This window comes from Streptomyces sp. NPDC002888, from assembly GCF_042888465.1.
GTDB lineage: Bacteria > Actinomycetota > Actinomycetes > Streptomycetales > Streptomycetaceae > Streptomyces.
This window is the reverse complement of sequence record NZ_JBIAPU010000030.1, coordinates 1-23,514: the sequence shown is the minus strand read 5'-3', so window position 1 is coordinate 23,514 and position 23,514 is coordinate 1. Positions and strand designations below refer to the sequence as shown.

Here is a 23,514-nt window from a genome sequence, read left to right as displayed (position 1 = left end):
GGGGCCACGGACGGTCCACGAACACGCGGACCTGACGAATCGACAGCGAACTTCGAGGGGCGCACCTTGGCTTTCCAGATGCCGGACCGCGGCGGAGGCCCGACAGGGCCGCGGATGAGAGTGGGCCGCCCGTCCCGGCGTGTCCGGACCCTGCTCATGACGCTCGGCGTCCTTGCCGTACTCGGCATGGCGTTCACCATGTTCGCGGGCTTCTGGACGGACTGGCTCTGGTACCGCTCGGTGAAGTACTCCTCCGTCTTCACGACCACGCTGTGGACCAAGATCGGGCTCTTCTTCGTCTTCGGTCTGCTGATGGCCCTCGCGGTCGGCTTCAACATCTGGCTGGCCCACCGGCTGCGCCCGCCGCTGAGCGCGATGTCGATGGAGCAGCAGAGCCTCGACCGGTACCGCATGGGCATCGCGCCGTACAAGAAGTGGCTGCTGCTCGGGATCACCGCCCTGGTGGGCCTGATCGCCGGCGCCTCGGCGTCCGGCCAGTGGCGCACCTGGCTGATGTGGGTCAACGGCGTCTCCTTCGGGCAGAAGGACCCGCAGTTCCACCTCGACGTCTCCTTCTACGCCTTCGACCTGCCCTGGTACCGGTTCCTGCTCGGCTTCGGCTTCGCCGCCGCGATCCTGTCGGTGATCGCCGCCGCGCTGACCCACTACCTCTACGGCGGGCTGCGCATCACCAGCCCGGGCGCCCGCGCCACCGCCGCGGCCACCGGCCACCTGTCGGTGCTGCTCGGCATCTTCGTCGCCCTGAAGGCGGTCGCGTACTGGCTCGACCGGTACGGCCTCGCGGTCAAGTCCAGCGACTTCAAGGCGACGGACAACTGGACCGGCCTGAGGTACGTCGACGCCAACGCCTACCTGCCGGCCAAGACGATCCTGTTCTGCATCGCCGTGATCTGCGCCCTGCTGTTCTTCGCCACCCTGTGGCGGCGCACCTGGCAGCTGCCGGTGATCGGCTTCGGCCTGATGGTGCTCTCCGCGATCCTCATCGGCGGGCTGTACCCGGCGATCGTGCAGAAGTTCCAGGTCCAGCCGAACGAGCAGGCCAAGGAAGCGCCGTACGTCGAGAAGAACCTCAAGGCGACGCGTGAGGCGTACGGCATCGACGGCGCCAAGGTCACCGAGTACTCGGGCAAGGGCAGCACCGAGGACAAGACCAAGCTGCGCGACGACGTCGACGCCACGGCGAGCATCCGCATCATGGACCCGAACATCGTCTCGCCGACCTTCCAGCAGCTCCAGCAGATGCGGAAGTACTACGCGTTCCCGAACAACCTGGACGTCGACCGCTACAGCAAGGACGGCAAGGACCAGGACACGGTCATCGGTCTGCGCGAGCTGAACCTCGCCGGCGTCGACAAGCAGAACTGGATCAACAACCACTTCCGCTACACCCACGGCTATGGCGTGGTCGCCGCCAAGGGTGCGACCGCCGACGCCGAGGGCCGCCCGGTCTTCACCGAGTCCGACCTGCCCTCCAAGGGCGACCTCCCGACGTACCAGCAGCGGATCTACTACGGCGAGAAGACGTCGACGTACTCGATCGTCGGCGGTCCCCAGAAGGAGATCGACTACTCCGACGACAACGGCGAGAAGACCACCACCTACACGGGCAAGAGCGGCGTCAACCTCTCCAACCCCGTCAACCGGGCCGCGTACGCGGTGGCGTTCGGCGAGCCGCAGATCCTGTACTCCGGTGCCATCGGCGAGGGTTCGCGGATCCTGTACAACCGCACGCCGAAGGAGCGCGTCGAGGCGGTCGCTCCGTGGCTGACCATCGACGGTGACGCCTACCCGGCGGTCGTGAACGGAAAGATTCAGTGGATCGTCGACGCCTACACCACCACCAACGGATATCCGTACGCCTCCCGTACGACCCTCGGTGACACGACGGCCGACTCGCTGACCGCGACCAACAACTCGCGTGCGGTGGTGGCCCAGCAGAACCAGGTCAACTACATCCGCAACTCGGTGAAGGCGACCGTCGACGCGTACACCGGCGACGTCAAGCTCTACCAGTGGGACACCAAGGACCCGGTCCTGAAGACCTGGATGAAGGCCTTCCCCGGCACGGTGAAGCCCAAGACCGACATCTCGTCGTCCCTGATGGCCCATCTCCGGTACCCGCAGGACCTGTTCAAGGTCCAGCGCGAACTACTCTCCCGCTACCACGTGAAGGACGCGACGACGTTCCTGAGCGGCAGCGAGGTGTGGCAGGTGCCGGACGACCCGACCAACAAGTCGGGCAACGCGGTGCCGCCGTACTACCTGAGCATGAAGATGCCCGACCAGGCGCAGCAGGCGTTCTCGCTGACGACGACGTTCACGCCGAACGGCCGGGACAACCTCAGTGCGTTCATGTCGGTCGACGCCGAGGCGGGCACCGGTGACTACGGCAAGATCAGAATTCTGAAACTGCCGACCAGTACCACCGTCGACGGACCCAAACAGGTCCAGAGCCAGTTCAACTCCGAACAGGACATCGCCGAGTCCATCAGGCTGCTGAGAGGCGGCGACTCGGAGGTCGAGTACGGCAACCTGCTGACGGTGCCCCTCGACGGAGGACTGCTGTACGTGGAGCCTGTCTACGTACGCGGTGGTGGACTCAAGTACCCGCTGCTGCGGAAGGTGTTGGTGACGTACGGCGGCACCACCGCCTTCGAGGACACGCTCGACGAGGCCCTCAACAAGGTCTTCGGAGCGGAGGGTGCGACGCCCCAGCCACCGGACGAGGGCGGTACGAAGCCACCGCCGGCGTCGGACAACCCGACGGTCCAGGAGGCGTTGAACGACGCCCAGAAGGCCTTCGAGGACGGCCAGAAGGCCCTGGAGGCCAAGGACTGGACGAAGTACGGCGAGGCGCAGAAGGACCTCGAGGACGCGCTGCAGCGGGCCGAGGACGCGCAGGCCGAGGCCGACAAGAAGGCCGGCAGTGGCAAGGGCACCAGCAGCCCGAGTCCGAGCGCCACTCCCGGCGGCAAACCGAGCAGCAGTCCCAGCGGTAAGCCGAGCAGCAGCCCCAGCGGCTGATCGGAAAAGCAGCAGGTGATCGAAAGCCCCCCGCGCCGTGATACGGTTGTTGAACAACGGCGCGGGGTGGAGCAGCTCGGTAGCTCGCTGGGCTCATAACCCAGAGGTCGCAGGTTCAAATCCTGTCCCCGCTACTGAAGTCGACGACGAGTCGTGCGACAGCGAAGGCCCGGATCCTCAAGAGGATCCGGGCCTTCGTGATGTGCGAACGCATGTGCCGCGCCCGCCGACGGTCGTGCCGCTGTGGGGAGTTGAGCGAACTGTGTTTGACTTGTCTCTCTGTGGGCATGTCGACAAAACGCTGAAGTGACCTCACTGGCTGCGGTATACGAGGTGTACCCAGGTTGCAGGTGGTGCGACGATGGACGTTATGGGGGACAAGGCAACTCTGTTCGAGACAGGGCGATTTGTGCAGCCTTCCATGGGGGAGGAAATCCGGGACGAAACCGGGCAGACCGCCGAGGAGGCGGCTGAGGAAGCAGCCGAGGAGGTTCGTCAGAGACTCGCGGCGGAGGCCGGCGACGTCGAGGCGATGAGCGTCCTCGGCAGCATGTTGCTGCGCCGCGGCGATCTCGACGCAGCCGAGCCCCATCTGCGTGCCGCCACCGCAGCCGGTGACCGGGCCGCGGCCAACAACCTGGGAGTCCTCCTTCACCAGCGGGGCTACGCCGACGACGCCGCCGGATGGTGGCGGATCGCCGCCGTCGCCGGCTCCGCCGCGGCCGCACACGCCCTCGGCCGCCACCACCGCGAGCGCGGGGACGAGCCGGCCGCCGAGTACTGGCTGCGCCAGTCCGCCGAGCAGGGGCACGCGCTCGGCGCCTACGCGCTCGCCGACCTGCTGGAGCACCGCGGGGACGAGCGGGCCGAGCGGTGGATGCGGGCTGCGGCCGAGCGGGGTCACCGTGAGGCGGCCTACCGGCTGGCGCGTGCGCTCGACCGCAGAGCGGGGCGTGCGGGCGAGGCCGGGGCCGACGACAAGGGCTTCCTGGACGAAGCCGAGCAGTGGTACCGGCAGTCCGCCGCACGCGGGCACAGACGTGCCGCGCTGCACCTCGGGACGATCCTGGAGAAGCGCGGGGAGCTCAAGGAGGCCGGGCGCTGGTACCTGACCTCCGCCAAGGAGGGGGAGGCGCGGGCCGCCTGCGCGCTCGGGTTCCTGCTGCGGGACGCCGGGGACAGCGAGAGCGCCGCCGTGTGGTGGCTGCGGGCCGCGCAGGACGGCGACGGCAACGCGGCGAACGCCCTGGGCGCGCTGCACGCCGAGCGGGGCGAGACGCAGACCGCGGAGCGCTGGTACCGGGCCGCGATGGACGCGGGCGACGTGAACGGCGCGTACAACCTCGCGCTGCTCTGCGCCGAGCAGGGCCGGACCACGCACGCCGAGCAGTGGTACCGGCGCGCGGCGTACGCCGGGCACCAGGAGGCGGCGAACGCGCTGGCGATCCTGCTGCTGCAGGGCGGGGACACGACCGGCGCCGAGCCGTGGTTCTCCAAGGCGGCGGAGGCGGGCAGCGTCGACGCGGCCTTCAACCTGGGGATCCTGTACGCGGGGCGCGGTGAGGACGAGGCCGCGCTCGGCTGGTACGAGCGGGCGGCTGCCGCCGGGCACACCGAGGCGGCGTTGCAGGTCGGGATGGCCCGGCTGCGGGACGGGGACGAGCAGGCGGCGGAGCGGCATCTGCGGTGCGCGGCGGGGGGCGGCAGCGCGGAGGCGGCGTACCGGCTGGCCACCGTGCTGGACGCGCGGCGACCGCCGGCGTCCACCCATGAGCTCGGGGAGTCGGTGCACGAGAAGACCGAGTGCGAGGAGTGGTACGAGCGGGCGGCTTCCCAGGGGCATCGGCGGGCGCAGGTGCGGGTGGGGATGCTGGCCGCGGCGCGGGGTGATGTCGTCGAGGCGGCTCGGTGGTACCGGAATGCGGCCGAGGCCGGGTCGCGGAACGGGGCGTTCAATCTGGGGCTGCTGCTGGCTCGGGAGGGGAGTGAGCCGGAGGCGGCGGTGTGGTGGACGCGGGCGGCTGACGCCGGGCATGGGCGGGCGGCGCTGCGGCTGGCCCTGGTCTACGCGCGTCGGGGTGAGCTGGCGGAGGGGCAGCGGTGGGCCGATCGGGCGGTCGGGCTGGGGCCGGCGGAGGTGGCTGAGCGGGCGGCGCGGTTGCGGGACGCGTTGCGGGAGGAGCTGTCGGCGTGAGCTGCCGGGTAATCGATTTGCTTCTCTGTGCGTCCTTCACGTAACGTTGCATTCATCGACGCGGGGTGGAGCAGCTCGGTAGCTCGCTGGGCTCATAACCCAGAGGTCGCAGGTTCAAATCCTGTCCCCGCTACTGAAGGCCGAGGGCCGGAATCCGAAAGGGTTCCGGCCCTCGGTGCGTGTGGTCGACAGAAGGTCACGTCAGCGAAGAGCCGGCCCAGCGCAGAGCCGGGTCAGCGAAGAGCCAAGTCAGCGAAAAGCCCCGGCGCCCTTGAGTGGGTGCCGGGGCTTTTTCGGTAGCTGAGCGGAGCGGGCTAGGCCGCCGCGCAGTTCGGGCAGATGCCGCGGTACGTGACCTCGACGTCCGAGACCGTGAAGCCGAAGCGCTCGGAGTCGGGGAGGTCGGCCAGCGGGTTGCCGCCGGGGTGGACGTCGCGGATCGCGCCGCACTGGGCGCAGACCAGGTGGTGGTGCGGACGGTGCGCGTTCGGGTCGTACCGCTTCGCGCGCTTGTCCGTGGCGACCTCGAGCACCTCGCCGAGGGAGACCAGCTCGCCCAGCGTGTTGTAGACGGTCGCCCGGGAGATCTCGGGCAGCTTGGCGACAGCCCGAGAGTGGACCTCGTCGGCCGTCAGGTGGACGTGTTCGCCGTCGAGGACCTCGGCCACGACGCGCCGCTGCGCGGTCATTCGCCAGCCGCGTCCGCGCAGCCGTTCCAGAAGGTCACTCATGCCGACCAGCCTAACAGCTAGGGGGACAAGAATCCGAACGGGTGTGACTTTGGACTCCTAGCTGTTTTAGACAAAGTCTACTTCGAGTGGGGCGCTCAGACCGGCGCGTGCTGTCGCACCGGCACCCAGCAGCGGATGATGTCGCGGACGGAGACGATGCCGGCCGGTTCGCCGCCGTCCAGGACGATGAGGTGGCGGAAGCCGCCGTGGGTCATGGCGTGCGCGGCCTCCTCCAGGGTCCAGGACGGGGTGGCGAACACGACGTTGTTGGTGGTGTGGGCATGGGTGCGCTCCGTGTCCGGGTTCTGGCCGAGGCCCACGGAATTGAGGATGTCGCGTTCGGTGAGGATGCCGATCCCGCCGGCATCGGGGTCGAGGACCACGGCCGCGCCCACCCGGCGGGCGGACATCAGGGCGGCGGCCTGGCGGAGGGTGTGGGCGGGTCCGATGGTGAGGACCACCGTGCTCATGGCGTCGCGGACGAGCATGGGTTCCGAGTCACCTCCTGGAATCCCTGAACTCGTTCAGGGATTCACAAGTTCACAAATGAGGGTCCTCTCAGAGTGGCAGGTAAAGCAGAGGTCAACAAGAGGGCGTGCGCGGCCGATCGAGGGCGCGCATGCTCACTCCGTGCTTCTCACTGGCGCGGGTTGAGATACCCCAGCAGCTCGTCGTGGAGCAGGCCGTTCGACGCGGCCGCGTCGCCGCTGTGCGGGCCCGGGCGGCCGTCGAGTCCGGTGAAGGTGCCGCCGGCCTCCGTCACGATGATCGCGTTCGCCGCCATGTCCCACAGGGACAGCTCGGGCTCGGCGCACACGTCGACGGAGCCCTCGGCGACCATCATGTACGGCCAGAAGTCGCCGTACGCGCGCGTGCGCCACACCTGGCGGGTCAGGTCGAGGAAGCCGTCCAGGCGGCCCTGCTCCTCCCAGCCGCTCAGCGAGGAGTACGAGAACGAGGCGTCCGCAAGCTCCGAGACGCGAGAGACGTGCAGGCGGCTCGCGGAGGACAGGCTGCGGCCACCGAAGGCGCCGTGCCCCTTCGCGGCCCACCAGCGGCGGTTCAGGGCGGGGGCGGAGACGAGGCCGACGACGGGCTGGTAGCCGCCCTCTCCCGCCTCCATCAGGGAGATGAGGGTGGCCCACACGGGAACGCCACGCACGTAGTTCTTCGTGCCGTCGATCGGGTCGATGACCCAGCGGCGGGGGCCCGTGCCCTCGACGCCGTACTCCTCGCCGAGGATCGCGTCCCGGGGCCGGGCGCGCTTGAGGTGGCCGCGGATGAGTTCCTCCGCCGCCTTGTCCGCCTCGCTCACCGGAGTCAGGTCCGGTTTGGTCTCGACCTTGAGGTCGAGGGCCTTGAAGCGGTCCATGGTGGTGGCGTCCGCGGCGTCCGCGAGGACGTGCGCGAAGCGGAGGTCGTCGAGGTAGTCCGGCATGTAGGGAACGGTATCTGCCGGGGGTGACGGGGGCTACAGGGGGCCGAGGTGCCCGTGAAGGCGCGAGGTGCGCGGGTGGGCGGTGGTGCGCAGGCGCCCGGGCCGGGGCGCGTCGCCCGGAAGGGGCGCGCCCCCGGTACCGGAGGGAACCGGGGAGCCGTGCCCGGGTGGCCCACGGAGGCAAGCGCCGTCAGGAGAGGCGCGAGAGGGATGCATGCTCGCGGCCCGGTCGGGCAGATGTGCCCACGATGTGCCACCCGTTGACCTCCCGCGTGCGCCCGCCCGAAGGCGCCCCCCAATGCCCTCGCGAACCCTTGACAGTGCCTCGGTACGCGTCAAATCTGGGCGCAGAGTCGCTCGCCCCGGGGAGGCGATGATGCCTGCAGCGCGGGAGTCCCTGTTGGATGCCGCTTTCGCGGCACTGGAGGGTCGGGCGTGGTCCGCCGTACGGATGGTGGACGTCGCCGCGGCGGCCGGGGTGTCCCGGCAGACGCTGTACAACGAGTTCGGCAGCAAGGAAGGGCTCGCGCGGGCGCTCGTCCGCAGGGAGGCCGACGGCTACCTCGTCGGGGTCGAGCGTGCGCTCACCACCTCCGCCGACGCCCGGGACCGGCTGACCGCGACGGCCGAGTGGACCACGTCGGCCGCCCGCGAGAACGCGCTGGTACGGGCCATGCTCACCGGCTCCTGGAACGAGCGGCTGCCCTCGCCGACGCTCTCCGGGGTGCCCTCCTCCTCGGTCGTACCGGCGCAGCGGCGCGCCGACGGCCCGCTGCCCTCGCCCGCGGACTTCGTGGCGATGGTCCGCGACCGTGCCGTGGCCGTGATCACCGGTCCGAGTGCCGGTCCCGGCGCGGCCAGGACGCAGTCCGCCGACCTGGCCCGCTCCTGCGAACTCGCCGTCCGGCTCGCCCTGTCCTGCGTGGCGGCACCGCCCGGCGAGGGCGGGGTCGCGGACCTCGTACGCGGCGCCCTGCACCGCCAGCCGGTCTGAGCGCCCCGGCCCTCTTTCCGCGAGGGCTCGGATCTCAGCGCTCGGATCTCAGCCCTCGGATCTGAGCGCTGAGATCTCAGTGCGACGACCCCGACAGCTGAAGCCCGATCACGCCGACGACGACCAGGCTGATCGAGATGATCTTCAGCGTCGACACCAGGTCGCCGAGGAAGATCATTCCGTAGATGGCGGTGCCCGCCGCGCCGATGCCCGTCCACACGGCGTAGGCGGGGCCCACGTCGAGCTTCCTCAGGGACAGGGTCAGCAGACCGAAGCTGCCGAGCGCGAAGACGGAGAAGGCGACGGTCGGCCAGAGTCGCGTGAAGCCGTGCGACAGCTTCAGACAGACGGCGAAACCGGTTTCGAGCAACCCGGCCACTATGACCAGCAGCCACGCCATGTGCTGTCCTCCCGTACCGTCAACGTCCGGTGACCGCTTCGTCGTGTTTGGGGCGGGCCTGGATCCGACCCGGTGCGATTATGCCCTTACCGGACCTGGGGCAAGACAAACAACGCGGAGGTCAGTCGCCTTCCTTGCGCTCCCGTGTCGCCAGCAGCCGGCGCAGCGAGTACAGCCGGGCCGGATCCGCGTGTCCCTCGGCGACCCACTCGTCCAGCGCGCAGTCCGGCTCGTCGTGACTGCAGGCGCGCGGGCAGCCCTCCGTGCCCGGTACCAGGTCGGGGAAGGCGTGGATGACACGGGTCGGGTCGATGTGGGCGAGGCCGAAGGACCGTACGCCCGGTGTGTCGATCACCCAGCTGTCCGTGCCCGACAGGGGCAGCGCCAGCGCCGATGTCGTGGTGTGCCGGCCGCGGCCCGTCACCGCGTTCACGTGGCCCGTCGTACGGCGGCGGTCCTCCGGCACCAGCGCGTTCACCAGGGTCGTCTTGCCCACGCCCGAGTGCCCCACGAACGCTGTCATCCGGCCGTCGAGGTGTTCGCGGACCCGGTCCGCCGCGTCCTTGCTCTCCAGCTCCTCACGGCTGGTGACGACGTAGGGGATGTCCAGGTGGCCGTACAGCTCGAGGAGCTTGTCCGGTGGGGCCAGGTCCGACTTGGTCATCACCAGCAGGGGTTCCAGACCGCCGTCGTAGGCAGCGACCAGGCAGCGGTCGATGAGGCGGGGGCGCGGCTCGGGGTCGGCCAGGGCCGTGACGATCGCCAGCTGGCCGGCGTTGGCGACCACCACACGTTCGAACGGGTCGTCGTCGTCCGCCGTGCGGCGCAGCAACGACGTGCGCTCCGCGATGCGGACGATCCGGGCGAGGGTGTCCTTCTGGCCGGACAGATCACCGACGAGGGCCACCCGGTCGCCGACCACCGCGGCCTTGCGGCCCAGTTCACGGGCCTTCATCGCCAGTACGATCCGGTCCTCGACCAGACAGGTCAGGCGGCCCCGGTCGACGGTGAGGACCATGCCCTCGGCGGCGTCCTCGTGCTTGGGGCGGATGTTCGTACGCGGTCGGTTGCCCTTGCGGTTCGGGCGCGAACGGATGTCGTCCTCGTCGGTGTGCTTGCCGTAGCGACGCATGGCGGAAGTCCCTAGGCCCCGAGCATCCCGGCCCACAGCTCGGGGAAGTCCGGCAGGGTCTTCGCCGTCGTCGCCACGTTCTCGATCCGCACCCCCTCGACCGCCAGGCCGATGATCGCGCCGGCCGTCGCCATGCGGTGGTCCTCGTACGTGTGGAAGACCCCGCCGTGCAGGGGGCGCGGGCGGATGTGCAGGCCGTCGGCCGTCTCGGTGACGTCACCGCCGAGCTCGTTGATCTCCTTGGTCAGCGCGGCCAGCCGGTCCGTCTCGTGCAGCCGCAGATGGGCCACGCCCCGCAGCGTCGAGGGGGAGTCCGCGAGGGCCGCGACCGCCGCGATGCCCGGGGTCAGCTCGCCGACGTCGCCGAGGTCCACGTCGATGCCGTGGATCGCGCCGGAGCCGCTGAACTCCAGGCCGTACTCCGTCAGCGAACAGGAACCGCCCATTTCGGTGAAGATTTCCCGCAGCCTGTCACCCGGCTGGGTCGTCCGGGCCGGCCAGTCCGGGACGAGGACCTTGCCGGCCGTCACCAGCGCCGCCGCGAGGAACGGCTGGGCGTTGGAGAGGTCCGGCTCGATCGTCAGGTCCCGGCCGAGCAGCGCGCCCGGCGTGACCCGCCAGACGTTCTTCTCGCCACCCGACTCCGGGGTGTCCACCTGGGCGCCGACCGCGCGCAGCATGTCCACCGTCATCCGGATGTGCGGCATCGACGGCAGCGTCGAGCCGATGTGGCGGACCTCCACGCCCTGGTTGAAGCGCGGGCCCGACAACAGCAGGGCGCTCACGAACTGCGACGACGAGGACGCGTCGACCTCGACCGGGCCGCCGTCCAGCGCCCCGCCGCCGTGCACCGTGAGCGGCAGCGCGCCCCGGCCGTCGTCGTCGATCCGGGCACCCAGGACACGCAGCGCGTCGATGACGCCGTTCAGGGGACGCTCGTACGACCTCGGGTCGCCGTCGAAGCGGACGGGGCCGTCGGCCAGCGCGGCGACGGGCGGGAGGAAGCGCATGACCGTGCCGGCGTTGCCGACGTCGACGGTGGCCGGGCCGCGCAGGCCCGCGGGGATGACGCGCCAGGCCTCGCCCGTGCCGTCGGGGCCCACCCCTTCTTCGATCTCGACGCCCATCGCGCGCAGGGCGCCGGCCATCAGGAGGGTGTCGCGGGAGCGCAGGGGGCGGCGCAGCCAGCCCGGCTCGGAGGCGAGGGAGGCGAGGACGAGGGCGCGATTGGTGACCGACTTGGACCCGGGCACGTGGACCGTCGCGTCGACGGCTCCGCTCGCGTGCGGGGCGGGCCAGAGGGCGGTTTGTGCGTCGTTCGGGGCCATGGGCCCCACTTTAGTGGTCGGGGGTCGTTCGGGTGCGGCGCCGTTGGGGCTGGTCGCGCCCACGCGGCGGAGCCGCATATCGATACAGCCCCGCGCCCCTGGACGCTGCCCCTTCGGGGCGCGTCATACCTCCAGCAGCCAGCGGCCCCCACCTATCAGCGAGCACAGGCTCACCGCGTGGAACAGGAACAGCCACAAGCCCGCCGGTGTGTGCGTCAGCCTCGACAGCTGGTCCGCGTCCGAGTCGCCCGCGCCTCCCCTCGACCTCTTCGCCTGCAGCTCGAAGGCCGGGCGTACTCCCCCCAGCAGGAGGAACCACACCGCCGCGTAGGCGAAGGCCGCCTGGACCTGGGGGCCGGTCAGCCAGGACACCAGCACGAACGTGGCGCCGGTGACCAGGACCGTGAGGGCGCCGTAGGCGTTGCGGATCATCACCAGCATCGCCATGAGGAGAGCGGTGGCCAGCCACAGGAGGAGGGTGATGTGGCCGGCCGCGAGGAGGGCGGCGCCGCCCAGGCCGAGGAGTGGGGGAGCGGTGTAGCCGGAGGCCGCGGTGAGGATCATGCCGATGCCGTGCGGCTTGCCGCGGCTGACGGTGAGGCCGCTGGTGTCGGAGTGCAGGCGTATGCCGGTCAGGGTGCGGCCGGTGAGCAGCGCGACCAGGCCGTGGCCGCCCTCGTGGGCGATGGTGATGGCGTTGCGGGAGAGGCGCCACAGATTGTGCGGGACGACCAGGGCGAGCGCGGCGGCCAGGGTGGCCAGCACCACCCAGAGGTCGGGGTCGGGCTGGGTGCCGACGAGACGGTCCCACAGGTCGGGCAGCGCGGTGGCGGCGGTGCTGTCCATGTTGTGCGGTGGCTCCCTCTCGGCGAGATCAATAGGGGTCGGCGCGGAGCGCCGTCGTTGGGGGGTGGTGGTCGGGTGACGGGTGGGCCTGGCAGTGTGGCACGTATGTGCGGACGGTATGCGGCCAGTCGTGGGCCCGAGGATCTCGCAGGAACCTTTGAGATCGAGAAGTGGGAGCCGGAGGAAACCCTGGCGCCCGACTACAACGTGGCTCCGACCAAGGAGGTCTACGCGGTCCTCGACCGCCCTCTGAAGGACGTCGACGACAAGCGCCCGGTTCGCCAGCTGCGGAAGCTGAAGTGGGGGCTGGTCCCGTCCTGGTCGAAGACCCCCGAGGGCGGCGCCCGGATGATCAACGCGCGCGCGGAGACGGTGCACGAGAAGCCGTCGTACCGCCGTGCCTTCGCCGCCCGGCGCTGCATCATCCCCGCCGACGGCTACTACGAGTGGGTCACCGGCACGCAGGAGCGGGACCTGGAGGTCGAGGGGAAGAAGAAGAGGCCGCGCAAGCAGCCGTACTTCGTGCTTCCGGCCGACGGGTCGGTCTTCGCGATGGCCGGTCTGTACGAGTTCTGGCGGGACCGCACGCTGCCCGACGACCATCCGCAGGCCTGGTGGGTGACGTGCTCCGTCATCACCACGGAGGCCGAGAAGTCGCCGCTCGCGGTGGCACCGGCCGACGGGCCGCACGCGCTGGCCGACATCCACCCGCGCATGCCGCTGATGCTGACGCCGGACCGCTGGGACGCCTGGCTCGACCCGTCCCGCACGGACCCGGACGGCCTGCGTGAGCTGCTCGCCCCGCCGCCCGAGGGGATGATGCGGGCCTACCCCGTGACGACCGCCGTCAGCAACGTGCGCAACAACGGGCCGGAGCTGCTGAAGGAACTGGAGGGGCCCGAAGAGGGCACACTCTTCTGATGTGACGGACGTGAGTGATGTGACGAAGGTGACCAGCGAGATCCGCCGCGCGACCATCGAGACGGATGCCGGTGCCGCCCGCATCACCTGGCACCCGGCGAAGAAGGCACGACTGGTGCTCGCGCTGAGCCACGGCGCCGGCGGCGGCATCGAGGCGCGCGACCTGCGGGCCCTGGCGGCCGAGCTGCCCGGGCACGGAGTGACGGTCGCCCTGGTCGAGCAGCCCTGGCGGGTCGCCGGGAAGAAGGTGGCGCCGGCCCCGAAGACGCTGGACGTGGGCTGGCGCGGGATCTGGCCGGCGCTCGCCGGGCCGGGACTGCCCGTGATCTCCGGCGGGCGCAGCGCGGGCGCCCGCGTGGCCTGCCGCACCGCGACCGAGCTCGGCGCGCACGCCGTCCTCGCCCTCAGCTTCCCGCTCCACCCGCCCGGCAGGCCGGAGAAGTCCCGCGCCGACGAACTGCTCGGCGCCGGGGTCCCCACCCTCGTCGTCCAGGGCGGCAACGACCCGTTCGGCAAGCCGGAGGAGTTCCCTGAGGGGACGTACGAACTGGTCGAGGTGCCGTACGGCGATCACGGCTTCGCCGTGCCGAAGAGGGCGGACATCGGACAGGACCGCGCCCTGGAGATCATCACCGCCGGCGTCGTGCGGTGGGTTTCGTCACTCGCGTAGGGGTGGGGAATGCAGGGTGGCCGATCACTGTTGAGGCGGACAGAAGTGCTGGCAGACCAGCGCCGACGTCGTAGGAGAGGGAGTCCGCCGCATGGGTTCGACCATCTGCCCGAGCCGCACCAGCCGCGCCGACCTGGACTGGTCGGTGCTGCACGCGGCCAAGACCGCCCCTATTCGGGCGGCGGCGGGGGCGGATCGTGTTCTATCCTCCGATTCGAGTGGGGCCGGTCTCGGTCTCACGAGAAATCTTGAGGAGGTGGGTCCGGTCACTGGGACCGACGCAGGGACCGACAACGGCCAGGCGGAGCTGCCCGAGGGCCGGGGCGACAGCGCGGAGTCCAACGCGGAGCGCAGCGCGCGCTTCGAACGGGACGCGCTCGAATTCCTCGACCAGATGTACTCGGCCGCGCTGCGCATGACGCGCAACCCGGCCGACGCCGAGGACCTGGTGCAGGAGACGTACGCCAAGGCGTACGCGTCCTTCCACCAGTTCCGTGAGGGCACCAACCTCAAGGCGTGGCTGTACCGGATCCTCACCAACACGTTCATCAACTCGTACCGCAAGAAGCAGCGCGAGCCCCAGCGCAGTGCGGCCGAGGAGATCGAGGACTGGCAGCTCGCACGGGCCGAGTCGCACATGTCGACGGGTCTGCGCTCCGCCGAGTCGCAGGCGCTCGACCACCTGCCCGACTCGGACGTCAAGGCAGCACTCCAGGCGATCCCCGAGGAGTTCCGCATCGCCGTCTATCTCGCGGACGTCGAGGGCTTTGCGTACAAGGAGATCGCGGACATCATGGGGACACCCATCGGTACGGTGATGTCCCGGCTGCACCGGGGCCGCCGTCAACTGCGCGGCATGCTCGAGGACTACGCCCGCGAGCGCGGACTGGTCCCGGCGGGCGCCGGAGAGTCGAACGAAGCGAAAGGTTCGGGCTCATGAGCTGCGGAGACCCGCACGAGACGGACTGCAGTGAGGTCCTCGACCACCTCTACGAGTTCCTCGACCGCGAGATGCCGGACATCGACCGCGACAAGTTCCAGCACCACTTCGAGGAATGCTCGCCGTGCCTCGAGAAGTACGGCCTGGAGCAGGCCGTGAAGAAGCTGGTCAAGCGGTGCTGCGGGCACGACGACGTGCCGACCGACCTGCGGGCCAAGGTCATGGGGCGGATCGATCTGATCCGCTCCGGCCAGACCGTGCCCGAGCACGACGTGACGGCCGCTCCGGCCACCCCCGTCACCCCGCAGGAGTCCTGAACTCCCGGGAACCGGCGGCCGTAGGCCGTCACCCGAACGTAGTAATCCGCGGGTGATACGCCCGCGCACCTCCCCCCGGCCGCCCTAGGCTCCCAGCCTGGTAGGGCACCGTCATGCCGGGGGAGGGCGATATGGAGGCTGTGCCGGCACGGGCACGTGTGTACGTCGTCGCTGCAGCCCTGGCCGCCCTCCTCTGCCTGCTGCCCCCGCCGACGGCGTCCACACACGCGTGGGCGGTCCTGTTGCTCGCCGCGCTGTACGCCGGCTGCGAGCAGGTCGCCCGGCGGCGCTTCGCAGGCACCTTCTACCCCGTCCTGCTGGCCGCGGCCTTCCTGCTGCCGCCGTCCGCCGCCGCACTCGTCCCGCTGCCCGGGGCACTGCTCTCCCACGTCGAGGCGCGCCCCTTCCTGCTGCGCCGCGTATGGCGCGCCGCCCGGCTGGTCCTCGGCGTGTGGACAGCGGCCCGAGTCCACGAGGCGCTCGACGGCTGCACCGCTGTCGGCACCTCCGACTTCCCGTACGCGCTCGGCCCGGCCGGCGCGGCCGTCCTGGTGTTCTGCCTGGTCCTCGCCCTGCTGGACGGCGGGATCCTCGCCCTGGCCGAGAAGGCGCCGGTGCGGCGGGCGTGGCGCGGGCTGCTCCCGCGGTCGCTGGCGCCGGTCGGGGTGCACGGGACGGCCGGACTGATGATGGCCGTGCTGTGGCGCAGTCCGTACGGGCCCGTCGCCGCGCTGCTCGTGCTGTTGCCGATGGGCGTGTCGTGGTGGGTGTACGCCCAGTACCACCGGGAGCGGGCGGCCCACCGGGCCACCATCCGGGCGCTGGTGCAGGCCGTCGACATCAAGGACGGCTACACCCGCGGGCACAGCGAGCGGGTCGGGCAGGCGTCCGTGCTGATCGCGCGCGAGCTGGGCATGGACGAGGAGCGGGTGGAGGTCCTCCGGTTCGCCGGGATCCTGCACGACGTGGGGAAGCTGGGGGTGCCCACCCGGCTGCTGCGCAAGGACGGCCCGTTGACGCCCGAGGAGCGGCGCGTGATCGAGCTGCATCCCGAGTACGGGCACGAGATCGTGCGCGGGATCTCCTTCCTCGGCGAGGCCCGGACGGCGGTGCTGCACCACCACGAGCGGCTGGACGGCAGTGGCTACCCGTACGGACTGGTGGGCAGTCAGATCCCGGAGTGCGCACGGGTGGTCGCCGTCGCGGACGCGTTCGACGCGATGACGTCGACGCGCTCGTACAGCAGGGCCCGGCCGGTGTCCACGGCGCTGGAGGAGTTGGAGCGGTGCGCGGGGACGCAGTTCGATCCCCGTATGGTGTCCGCCCTCGTCCGTGCGGTGAGCAGATCCGGCTGGCATCCTGCAGTGACGGCGGACGAGCCCGCCCGGCCCGGTGACCGTCCGCAGGTCTCCAGCCTGCCTGGAGGGCGCCGATGACCCGGCATCGGTGTCCTGTGTCCCTCCCCGTCATCCACACCGCCGCCGCCCTCGTCGCCCTCATCTCCCTCTGCGTCACCTTCCGCAGCGGCATCCACGAAGGCGCCCTCGCGCTCGCCTTCGGGCTGCTCGTCACCGTCGGTGAGCTCACCCGGTGGCGCGGGCGCGTGCGGGAGATCGCGCCGCTCGGGGCCGCCGGGGCGCTGGCGTACGCGCTGCTCGGGGAGAACGCGGGTCTGCCCACGCACCACGGCGTGTCCCAGTCCGTCGTCGTCGTGCTCGCCGCCTCCCTGCTCGGCAGCGTGCCGCACATCGCACAGGGGCGGAGTCCGACGCTCGACCACCTGGCGCGGCGGGTGCTGACCGTCGGGTTCGCCGCCGTCTGCTTCCAACCCCTCGCCCACAGCGGCACGTTGGCCGGGGGGCCCGCCCACGCCCTGCTGCTGCTCGCGCCGCTCACCCTCACGCTCCTGTGCGACACCGTCCTCGCCGCCGCGCTGGCGCACGCGCGCACCGGCTGGCCGTTCGGGCCGCTGCTGCGGGACGAGCTGCGCGCCACCCTCGGCATCGGGTCGGCCGTGTGCGCGACCGGCGCCGTGATGGCCCTCGCGGTGGCCGTGGCGGGGCTGTGGGCCCTGCCCGTGTTCTCGCTGCCGCTGCTCCTCACCCAGCTGTCCCTGCGCCGGTACGCCGCCGTGCGGGCCACCTACCGGCAGACCATCGCCTCCCTCGCCCGCGCCACCGAGATCGCCGGGTACACCCCGGCCGGGCACGCCCTGCGGGTCGCCGCCCTCAGCCAGGCCGTCGGCCGGGACCTGGGCCTCACCGAGCCCGAACTCACTGTGCTGGAGTACGCGGCCCTCATGCACGACATCGGCCAGCTCAGCCTCGTCGACCCGGTGCCGGCGGGGTCCACCGCCGCGCTGCCCGTCGAGGAGCAGCGGCGGATCGCGCTCCTCGGCGGGGCCGTCGTACGGCAGACCGGGGTGGACCCGCAGGTCGCCGTCGTCGTGGAGCGGCAGGCCGACCCGTGCCGGGAGCAGCCGCCGGCCGCGCGGATCGTGCGGGCGGTGAACGCGTACGAGGAGAAGGCGCGGGACGCCGGGCCGGGAGGGCCGCTGAAGGCCCTGGAGGAACTGCGGCTGGCCACCGCCGACGACTACGCGCCCGAAGTCGTGGAAGCACTGGCCCGGGTTCTGTCGCGGGGCTGTCTTACCCTGCCCGGAGTGGGGTAACCCATGGGTAATGAGCGCCCTTCCAGCCGTACGTGGTTGGATGCGAAGGAGAGAGAGTGTTTGGGGGCACTGGCCAGCCCACACCACGGAACTGGCAGGCGGGAATCGTGAGGATCTTCGGCAAGGGACGGCACCGGCCCTCCGCCTCCTGGCGGCAGGCCACCGACCGTGCGTTCACCCTGATCGGTGATGGTCGGTACGAGGACGCCGGCGCGTTGTTGACACGTGCCGCCGATCTGGAGCCGTGGCTGTCGGAGTCCTGGTTCAACCTCGCCCTGCTGCACAAGTTCCGGCACGACTGGGAGCAGGCCCGGGCGGCGGGCCTCAGGGCCGTGGCGCTGCTCGACCGGGAGACCGGGGCGCCGGACTGGTGGAACGTCGGCATCGCGGCGACCGCCCTCCAGGACTGGCCGCTGGCCCGGCGCGCCTGGCAGGCGTACGGGTTGCACGTGCCGGGCGGAGCCACTACTTCGGGTGAACCCCTCGGCATGGATCTCGGCAGCGCGGCGGTGCGGCTGTCGCCGGAGGGCGAGGCGGAGGTCGTGTGGGGGCGCCGGCTCGATCCCGCGCGGATCGAGGTGCTGTCCATTCCGCTGCCGTCCTCCGGGCGCCGCTGGGGGGAAGTCGTGCTGCACGACGGCGTCCCGCACGGGGAGCGGACCACGTCGGCCGGGCACGCGTACCCGGTGTTCGACGAGATCGAGCTGTGGGCGCCGTCGCCCGTGCCGACCTGGGTGGTGCTGCTGGAGGCGGCGACGGAGGCGGACCGGGACGCGCTGGAGGAGCTCGCCGCGGACGCGGGGTTCGCCGCGGAGGACTGGTCGTCGTCGGTGCGGTTGCTGTGCCGGATGTGCTCGGAGTCGCGGATGCCGTCGGACGAGGGCGACGGTGAGCATCTGGATCCGCATGATCACAGCGAGCCCGGGCATCCGGGGCCGCTGGGGCATCGGACGGACGGGCAGTTGTGGGTGCCGGAGCGGGAGTGCGGGGTGGCTGCGCCGGCGTCGCTGGTTCGGGGGTTGTTGGACGGGTGGGTTGCGGACAGCCCGGATTCCAGGGATTGGCGGGATTTGGAAGAGGTTTGCTAGGACCGTGGGCCAGTGCGGCTTCGTTGTGGCTGGTCGCGCCCACGCGGCGGAGCCGCATATCGCACTGGACCGCGCCCCTATGGGGCGCGCTGCACGTACCCTGTATCAGCATTAACCCCCCGTTTTTCTGAGGAAGGCTTTCGTCGGTCATGGCGCAGCAGGACACCGATCAGCAGCACGTGGGCGTGCTCCCCGTGGACGACGAGGGCTTCGTCATCGACACCGAGGAGGCGGAGGAGCGCGAGCAGGCATACCGCGAGCGCGGGACCTCGCGGCCGATCACGGTCGTCGGGAACCCGGTGCTCCACAAGGAGTGCAAGGACGTCACGGAGTTCGGCGACGAGCTGCTGAAGCTGGTCGACGACATGTTCGCCTCACAGCGCACCGCCGAGGGCGTAGGTCTCGCCGCCAACCAGGTCGGGGTCGACCTGAAGGTCTTCGTCTACGACTGCCCCGATGACGACGGTGTGCGGCACGTCGGCGTGGTCTGCAACCCGAAGGTCGTGGAGCTGCCCGCGGACAAGCGCCGGCTGGATGACAGCAACGAGGGGTGCCTGTCGGTGCCGACCGCGTACGCGCCGCTCGCGAGGCCCGACTACGCCGAGGTGACCGGGCAGGACGAGAAGGGCAACCCGATCAAGGTGCGGGGCACCGGCTACTTCGCGCGGTGTTTGCAGCACGAGACCGATCACCTCTACGGGTACCTGTACATCGACCGGCTCTCCAAGCGTGAACGCAAGGACGCGCTACGGCAGATGGCCGAGAACGAGCCCCGCTACCCCGTGGTCGCGAACGACTGAGGTCACACAAGCCCCGTACGCACGGCGTCTGTTCAGGTTGCCCTGACCGAACAGGCGCCGTTCGTGTGTCCGTCGCACGTTCGATCGTTTCTCCTCCTGTAGTGATCCAGAACCAGTCAGGCAAGGGGGCGTCTCGGCACTGTGGGGTAGTGAATGGTGCAAATCCGTTCCCAGAACGGTCAGTTGTAGGGCTGAATGGGGAGCGGAGATACGCAACGGCGCACGCCCGGTACAGCGGGAGGGGCGCGCGACCACTGGCGGCTGAGAGGGGTAGTTCGTGCCTGCTTTCCCACACAGCACCACTTACAGCACCACTTACGGCACCGCATACAGCACCACTTCGACGGCGACGGTGGTGGCGGTCCCACCCTCGCTCTCCCTTCCGGTGATCGAGACCGCCTTTCCTCGGCAACTCCATGAGTATTGGCCGGAGCTTCAGGAGAAGACCCGTACCTGGCTCCTGGAAAAACGGCTGATGCCCGCGGACAAGGTGGCGGAATATGCCGATGGACTGTGCTACACCGACCTCATGGCGGGGTACTACCTGGGAGCCCCGGACGAGGTGCTCCAGGCGATAGGGGACTACAGCGCATGGTTCTTCGTCTGGGACGACCGCCACGACCGCGACATCGTGTACGACCGCCCAGCCGCCTGGCGGCGGCTGAAGGCGAGGCTGCATCGAGCACTCGACTCCCCACGGTCTCATCTGCACCACGAGGACCCGCTGGTCGCCGGGTTCTCCGACAGCATGGTGAGGCTGTACTCGTTCCTGCCCCGGTCCTGGAACGAGCGGTTCGCCCGGCACTTCCACGAGGTGATCGAGGCCTACGACCGGGAATTCCACAACCGCCGCGAGGGGATCATCCCGACGGTTGAGGAATACCTCGCCCTGCGCCGGCTCACGTTCGCGCACTGGATATGGACGGATCTGCTGGAGCCGAGCGCGGGATGTGAACTTCCGGACGCCGTGAGAAAGCACCCGGCATATCGCCGGGCGGCGCTGCTGAGCCAGGAATTCGCCGCCTGGTACAACGACCTCTGTTCGCTCCCCAAGGAAATAGCGGGCGACGAGGTGCACAATCTCGGAATCAGTCTCGTCACCCATGAGGGACTGACTCTGGAAGAGGCGGTCGAGGAAGTCCGACGGCGGGTCGACGAGTGCATCACCGAATTCCTCCTCGCCGAACAGGAGACCTTACGGTTCGCCGACGGCCTCGACGACGGCACGGTGCGGGGAAAGGAATTGGGCGCCGCCGTGCGAACCTGCCTGGCAAACATGCGGAACTGGTTCAGTTCCGTCTACTGGTTCCACCACGAGTCCGGCCGTTACATGGTCGACAGCTGGGACGACCGGTCCACGCCCCCGTACGTCAACAACGAAGCGGCAGGTGACGAATGACCGTCGAGTCTGTGAAGCCCGTGGAACCCCGGATGTCCGAGCTGCGGGAGCCGCCCCTCGCGGGCGGTGGCGTTCCGCTTCTCGGCCACGGCTGGAAGCTGGTGCGCGACCCGCTGGCGTTCATGTCCAAGCTGCGCGACCACGGTGACGTCGTCCGCCTGAGGCTCGGCCCGAAGACGGTGTACGCGGTCACCACCCCCGCCCTCACCGGGGCGCTCGCGCTGAGCCCCGACTACAAGATCGACGGGCCGCTGTGGGAATCCCTGGAGGGCCTGCTCGGCAAGGAGGGCGTGGCCACGGCCAACGGCCCCCGGCACCGGCGCCAACGCCGCACCATCCAGCCCGCCTTCAAGCTCGACGCGATCCCCGCGTACGGGCCGATCATGGAGGAGGAGGCACATGAACTGACCGAGCGCTGGAAGCCCGGCGAGACGATCGACTGCACCTCCGAGTCGTTCCGCATCGCCGTACGCATCGCGGCCCGCTGTCTGCTGCGCGGCGAGTACATGGACGAGCGGGCCGAGCGGCTGTGCGTCGCCCTCGCCACCGTCTTCCGCGGTATGTACCAGCGGATGGTGATCCCGCTCGGGCCGCTGTACCGGCTGCCGCTGCCGGCCAACCGTGAATTCAACCGCGCCCTGGCCGATTTACATCTCCTCGTCGACGAGATCGTCGCCGAGCGCCGCGCATCCGGTCAAAAACCGGACGATTTGCTGACGGCATTGCTGGAGGCGAAGGACGACAATGGCGACCCCATCGGGGAACAGGAGATCCACGACCAGGTCGTCGCGATACTCACCCCCGGCAGCGAAACCGTCGCGTCCACGATCATGTGGCTGCTCCAGGTCCTCGCGGAACACCCGGAACACGCGGACAAGGTGCGCGCGGAGGTGGAATCGGTGACGGGGGGCCGTCCTGTGGCATTCGAGGACGTCCGCAGGCTCACCCACACCAACAATGTCGTCGTCGAGGCCATGCGACTGCGCCCCGCCGTATGGATTTTGACGCGACGGGCGGTCACCGACACCGAACTCGGCGGGTATCGCATTCCGGCCGGGGCCGACATCGTCTACAGCCCCTACGCGATCCAGCGCGACGCGCGTTCCTACGCGGGCCACCACGACTTCGACCCCGACCGCTGGCTCCCGCAGCGGGTGAAGGACGTCCCGAAGTACGCCATGAGCCCTTTCAGTGTGGGCAACCGCAAGTGCCCGAGCGACCACTTCTCGATGGCACAGCTGTCGCTGATCACGGCGGCCGTGGCGACGCGGTACCGCCTGGAGCAGGTGCCCGGCTCCAACGACGCGACCCGGGTCGGCATCACGCTGCGCCCGCACCGGCTGCTGCTGCGACCGGTGCCGAGGTGAGGCGTCAGGCGGCCTCCGGCCCCCGGAACGCGCGCCGGTAGGCGTTCGGGGTCGTGTCCAGCACTCGTACGAACTGGTGGCGCAGTGCGGCCGCGGTACCGAACCCCGTTCGACCGGCGATCGCGTCCATCGTCTCGTCCGTCGCCTCCAGCAGCTGCTGGGCCAGCAGCACGCGTTGCCGCAGAAGCCAGCGGTAGGGAGTGGTGCCGGTCTCCTGCTGGAAGCGGCGGGCGAAGGTGCGCGGGGACATGTGGGCGCGGGCGGCGAGCTGCTCGACGGTGACCTCCTCGTGAAGGTTGCGCTCCATCCACACGAGCACCTCACCGACCGTGTCGCAGGAGGAACGCGGCAGCGGCCGCTCGATGTACTGGGCCTGACCGCCGTCGCGATGCGGCGGTACGACCATCCGCCGGGCGATCCTGCCTGCGACCTCCGGCCCCTGCTCCTTGCGCACGATGTGCAGACAGGCGTCGATACCGGCGGCGGTGCCGGCCGAGGTGATCACCGGGTCGGCGTCGACGTACAGCACGTCCGGCTCGACGATGGTCCGCGGATAGCGCCGGGCCAGCTCCTCGGCGTGCCGCCAGTGCACCGCGCAGCGGCGGCCGTCGAGCAGCCCGGCGGCCGCCAGCACGAACACCCCCGAGCACACGCTCAGTACCCGCGCGCCCCGGTCCACGGCCGCGCGCAGCGCCTCCAGCAGTGCCGGTGGATAGGTACGAGCCGCATAGGTGTCCCCGGCCGGTACGGCGATCAGGTCGGCGCTCTCCAGCCGCTCCAGGCCGTGCTCCAGCAGCACGGAGAAGCCCGCGTGGGTGGTCAGCGTCGGCCCCTCCGCCGAGGCGACGGCGAAGTCGTAGACCGGCAGGCCCTCGTCGCTGCGGTCGATGCCGAACACCTCGCAGACGACACCCAGTTCGAAGGGGTGCACGCCGTTGAGGAGGATGGCGGCCACGTTCTTCAGCATGCCGCCAGTGTGCCCCGACAGTGGCAGGAATTTGAAGGTGTGCGGCAGTCCTGCCACTGTCATGAGTGTCACGGGCGCACGATGCTTACCTCATGAACGAACTCAGCGAACTCATCACGGTCCTGGCCATGTTCCTTCTCCTCGCGGGTCCGGGGGGGGGGGGGGGGGGGGGGGGGGGCGGCGGCGCCCGGGGGGGGGGGGGGGGGGGGGGGGGGGGGGGGGGGGGGCCGGGGGGGGTGGGGGGGGGGGGGGGGGCGGGGGGGGTT

The 23,514-nt window shown here is 70.5% G+C and carries 21 protein-coding genes and 2 tRNA genes; 15 read left to right on the top strand and 8 right to left on the bottom strand.

From position 1 onward, the window contains the following. Positions 1–78: 78 nt before the first annotated feature. From ACFYWX_RS36835 to ACFYWX_RS36820, 4 genes are all read left to right on the top strand, one after another. Positions 79–3,045, top strand: coding sequence for a UPF0182 family protein (locus ACFYWX_RS36835; protein ID WP_389429325.1), 2,967 nt, complete (start codon positions 79–81; stop codon positions 3,043–3,045). A gap of 60 nt (positions 3,046–3,105) precedes the next feature. Continuing rightward, positions 3,106–3,179 (top strand) — tRNA-Met (locus tag ACFYWX_RS36830). 227 nt (positions 3,180–3,406) lie between these two features. Then, positions 3,407–5,239, top strand: a complete 1,833-nt coding sequence (locus ACFYWX_RS36825; protein WP_389429211.1) for a sel1 repeat family protein — start codon at positions 3,407–3,409, stop codon at positions 5,237–5,239. Positions 5,240–5,298: 59 nt separating this feature from the next. After that, positions 5,299–5,372: transfer RNA gene (locus ACFYWX_RS36820), tRNA-Met, on the top strand. A gap of 181 nt (positions 5,373–5,553) precedes the next feature. On the opposite strand, the gene ACFYWX_RS36815 is transcribed toward ACFYWX_RS36820, so the two are convergent. The 3 genes from ACFYWX_RS36815 to hisN all read right to left on the bottom strand — a co-directional run bounded on the left by ACFYWX_RS36815 (position 5,554) and on the right by hisN (position 7,408). Continuing rightward, on the bottom strand, positions 5,554–5,970 hold the full coding sequence (locus ACFYWX_RS36815; protein WP_389429210.1) for a Fur family transcriptional regulator: 417 nt from the start codon (positions 5,968–5,970) through the stop codon (positions 5,554–5,556). A 95-nt stretch (positions 5,971–6,065) separates the two neighbouring features. After that, complete coding sequence (locus ACFYWX_RS36810; protein ID WP_389429209.1) at positions 6,066–6,458, bottom strand: cyclic nucleotide-binding/CBS domain-containing protein; 393 nt, start codon at positions 6,456–6,458, stop codon at positions 6,066–6,068. 149 nt (positions 6,459–6,607) lie between these two features. Continuing rightward, entirely contained in the window at positions 6,608–7,408 is an 801-nt protein-coding gene (gene hisN / locus ACFYWX_RS36805; protein ID WP_389429208.1) for a histidinol-phosphatase, read from the bottom strand. A gap of 373 nt (positions 7,409–7,781) precedes the next feature. Between hisN and ACFYWX_RS36800 the strand changes: the two genes are divergently transcribed. Beyond that, the gene (locus ACFYWX_RS36800; RefSeq protein WP_389429207.1) at positions 7,782–8,402 is read left to right on the top strand and encodes a TetR/AcrR family transcriptional regulator; all 621 of its coding nucleotides are present in this window, start codon (positions 7,782–7,784) and stop codon (positions 8,400–8,402) included. A 76-nt stretch (positions 8,403–8,478) separates the two neighbouring features. Here the strand turns inward: ACFYWX_RS36800 and ACFYWX_RS36795 are convergent, their stop codons facing one another. The 4 genes from ACFYWX_RS36795 to ACFYWX_RS36780 all read right to left on the bottom strand — a co-directional run bounded on the left by ACFYWX_RS36795 (position 8,479) and on the right by ACFYWX_RS36780 (position 12,108). Continuing rightward, positions 8,479–8,802, bottom strand: a complete 324-nt coding sequence (locus tag ACFYWX_RS36795) for a DMT family transporter (protein WP_389429206.1) — start codon at positions 8,800–8,802, stop codon at positions 8,479–8,481. A 121-nt stretch (positions 8,803–8,923) separates the two neighbouring features. Beyond that, positions 8,924–9,934 (bottom strand): ribosome small subunit-dependent GTPase A, encoded by a 1,011-nt coding sequence (gene rsgA / locus ACFYWX_RS36790; protein ID WP_389429205.1) that lies wholly within the window; start codon positions 9,932–9,934, stop codon positions 8,924–8,926. An 11-nt stretch (positions 9,935–9,945) separates the two neighbouring features. Continuing rightward, positions 9,946–11,262 (bottom strand): 3-phosphoshikimate 1-carboxyvinyltransferase, encoded by a 1,317-nt coding sequence (gene aroA / locus ACFYWX_RS36785; protein WP_389429204.1) that lies wholly within the window; start codon positions 11,260–11,262, stop codon positions 9,946–9,948. 123 nt (positions 11,263–11,385) lie between these two features. Continuing rightward, positions 11,386–12,108 (bottom strand): M50 family metallopeptidase, encoded by a 723-nt coding sequence (locus ACFYWX_RS36780; protein ID WP_389429203.1) that lies wholly within the window; start codon positions 12,106–12,108, stop codon positions 11,386–11,388. A 105-nt stretch (positions 12,109–12,213) separates the two neighbouring features. On the opposite strand from ACFYWX_RS36780, the gene ACFYWX_RS36775 reads away from it, so the two are divergent. The 10 genes from ACFYWX_RS36775 (at position 12,214) to ACFYWX_RS36730 (ending at position 22,281) form a co-directional block, all read left to right on the top strand. Further along, the gene (locus ACFYWX_RS36775; protein ID WP_389429202.1) at positions 12,214–13,029 is read left to right on the top strand and encodes an SOS response-associated peptidase; all 816 of its coding nucleotides are present in this window, start codon (positions 12,214–12,216) and stop codon (positions 13,027–13,029) included. Between the two features lie 10 nt (positions 13,030–13,039). After that, positions 13,040–13,699: an alpha/beta family hydrolase gene (locus ACFYWX_RS36770; protein ID WP_389429201.1), complete on the top strand. Its 660-nt coding sequence runs from the start codon at positions 13,040–13,042 to the stop codon at positions 13,697–13,699. Positions 13,700–13,955: 256 nt separating this feature from the next. Next, positions 13,956–14,639 (top strand): RNA polymerase sigma factor SigR, encoded by a 684-nt coding sequence (gene sigR, locus ACFYWX_RS36765; protein WP_389429323.1) that lies wholly within the window; start codon positions 13,956–13,958, stop codon positions 14,637–14,639. Next, positions 14,636–14,956, top strand: a complete 321-nt coding sequence (gene rsrA, locus ACFYWX_RS36760) for a mycothiol system anti-sigma-R factor (RefSeq protein ID WP_389429200.1) — start codon at positions 14,636–14,638, stop codon at positions 14,954–14,956. The genes sigR and rsrA overlap by 4 nt, the downstream gene beginning before the upstream one ends. Before the next feature lie 131 nt (positions 14,957–15,087). Then, positions 15,088–16,392: an HD-GYP domain-containing protein gene (locus ACFYWX_RS36755; RefSeq protein WP_389429199.1), complete on the top strand. Its 1,305-nt coding sequence runs from the start codon at positions 15,088–15,090 to the stop codon at positions 16,390–16,392. Further along, on the top strand, positions 16,389–17,627 hold the full coding sequence (locus ACFYWX_RS36750) for an HD-GYP domain-containing protein (protein WP_389429198.1): 1,239 nt from the start codon (positions 16,389–16,391) through the stop codon (positions 17,625–17,627). Before ACFYWX_RS36755 ends, ACFYWX_RS36750 begins: the two co-directional genes overlap by 4 nt. A gap of 107 nt (positions 17,628–17,734) precedes the next feature. Further along, positions 17,735–18,715, top strand: a complete 981-nt coding sequence (locus ACFYWX_RS36745) for a tetratricopeptide repeat protein (protein ID WP_389429197.1) — start codon at positions 17,735–17,737, stop codon at positions 18,713–18,715. Positions 18,716–18,864: 149 nt separating this feature from the next. Beyond that, complete coding sequence (gene def, locus ACFYWX_RS36740) at positions 18,865–19,515, top strand: peptide deformylase (RefSeq protein ID WP_389429196.1); 651 nt, start codon at positions 18,865–18,867, stop codon at positions 19,513–19,515. A 277-nt stretch (positions 19,516–19,792) separates the two neighbouring features. Beyond that, on the top strand, positions 19,793–20,914 hold the full coding sequence (gene cyc1 / locus ACFYWX_RS36735; RefSeq protein WP_389429195.1) for an epi-isozizaene synthase: 1,122 nt from the start codon (positions 19,793–19,795) through the stop codon (positions 20,912–20,914). After that, on the top strand, positions 20,911–22,281 hold the full coding sequence (locus tag ACFYWX_RS36730; RefSeq protein ID WP_389429194.1) for a cytochrome P450: 1,371 nt from the start codon (positions 20,911–20,913) through the stop codon (positions 22,279–22,281). Before cyc1 ends, ACFYWX_RS36730 begins: the two co-directional genes overlap by 4 nt. Before the next feature lie 4 nt (positions 22,282–22,285). On the opposite strand, the gene ACFYWX_RS36725 is transcribed toward ACFYWX_RS36730, so the two are convergent. Then, a complete protein-coding gene (locus tag ACFYWX_RS36725) occupies positions 22,286–23,248 on the bottom strand; it encodes a helix-turn-helix domain-containing protein (protein WP_389429193.1) in 963 nt (320 codons plus the stop codon). Positions 23,249–23,514 lie beyond the last annotated feature (266 nt).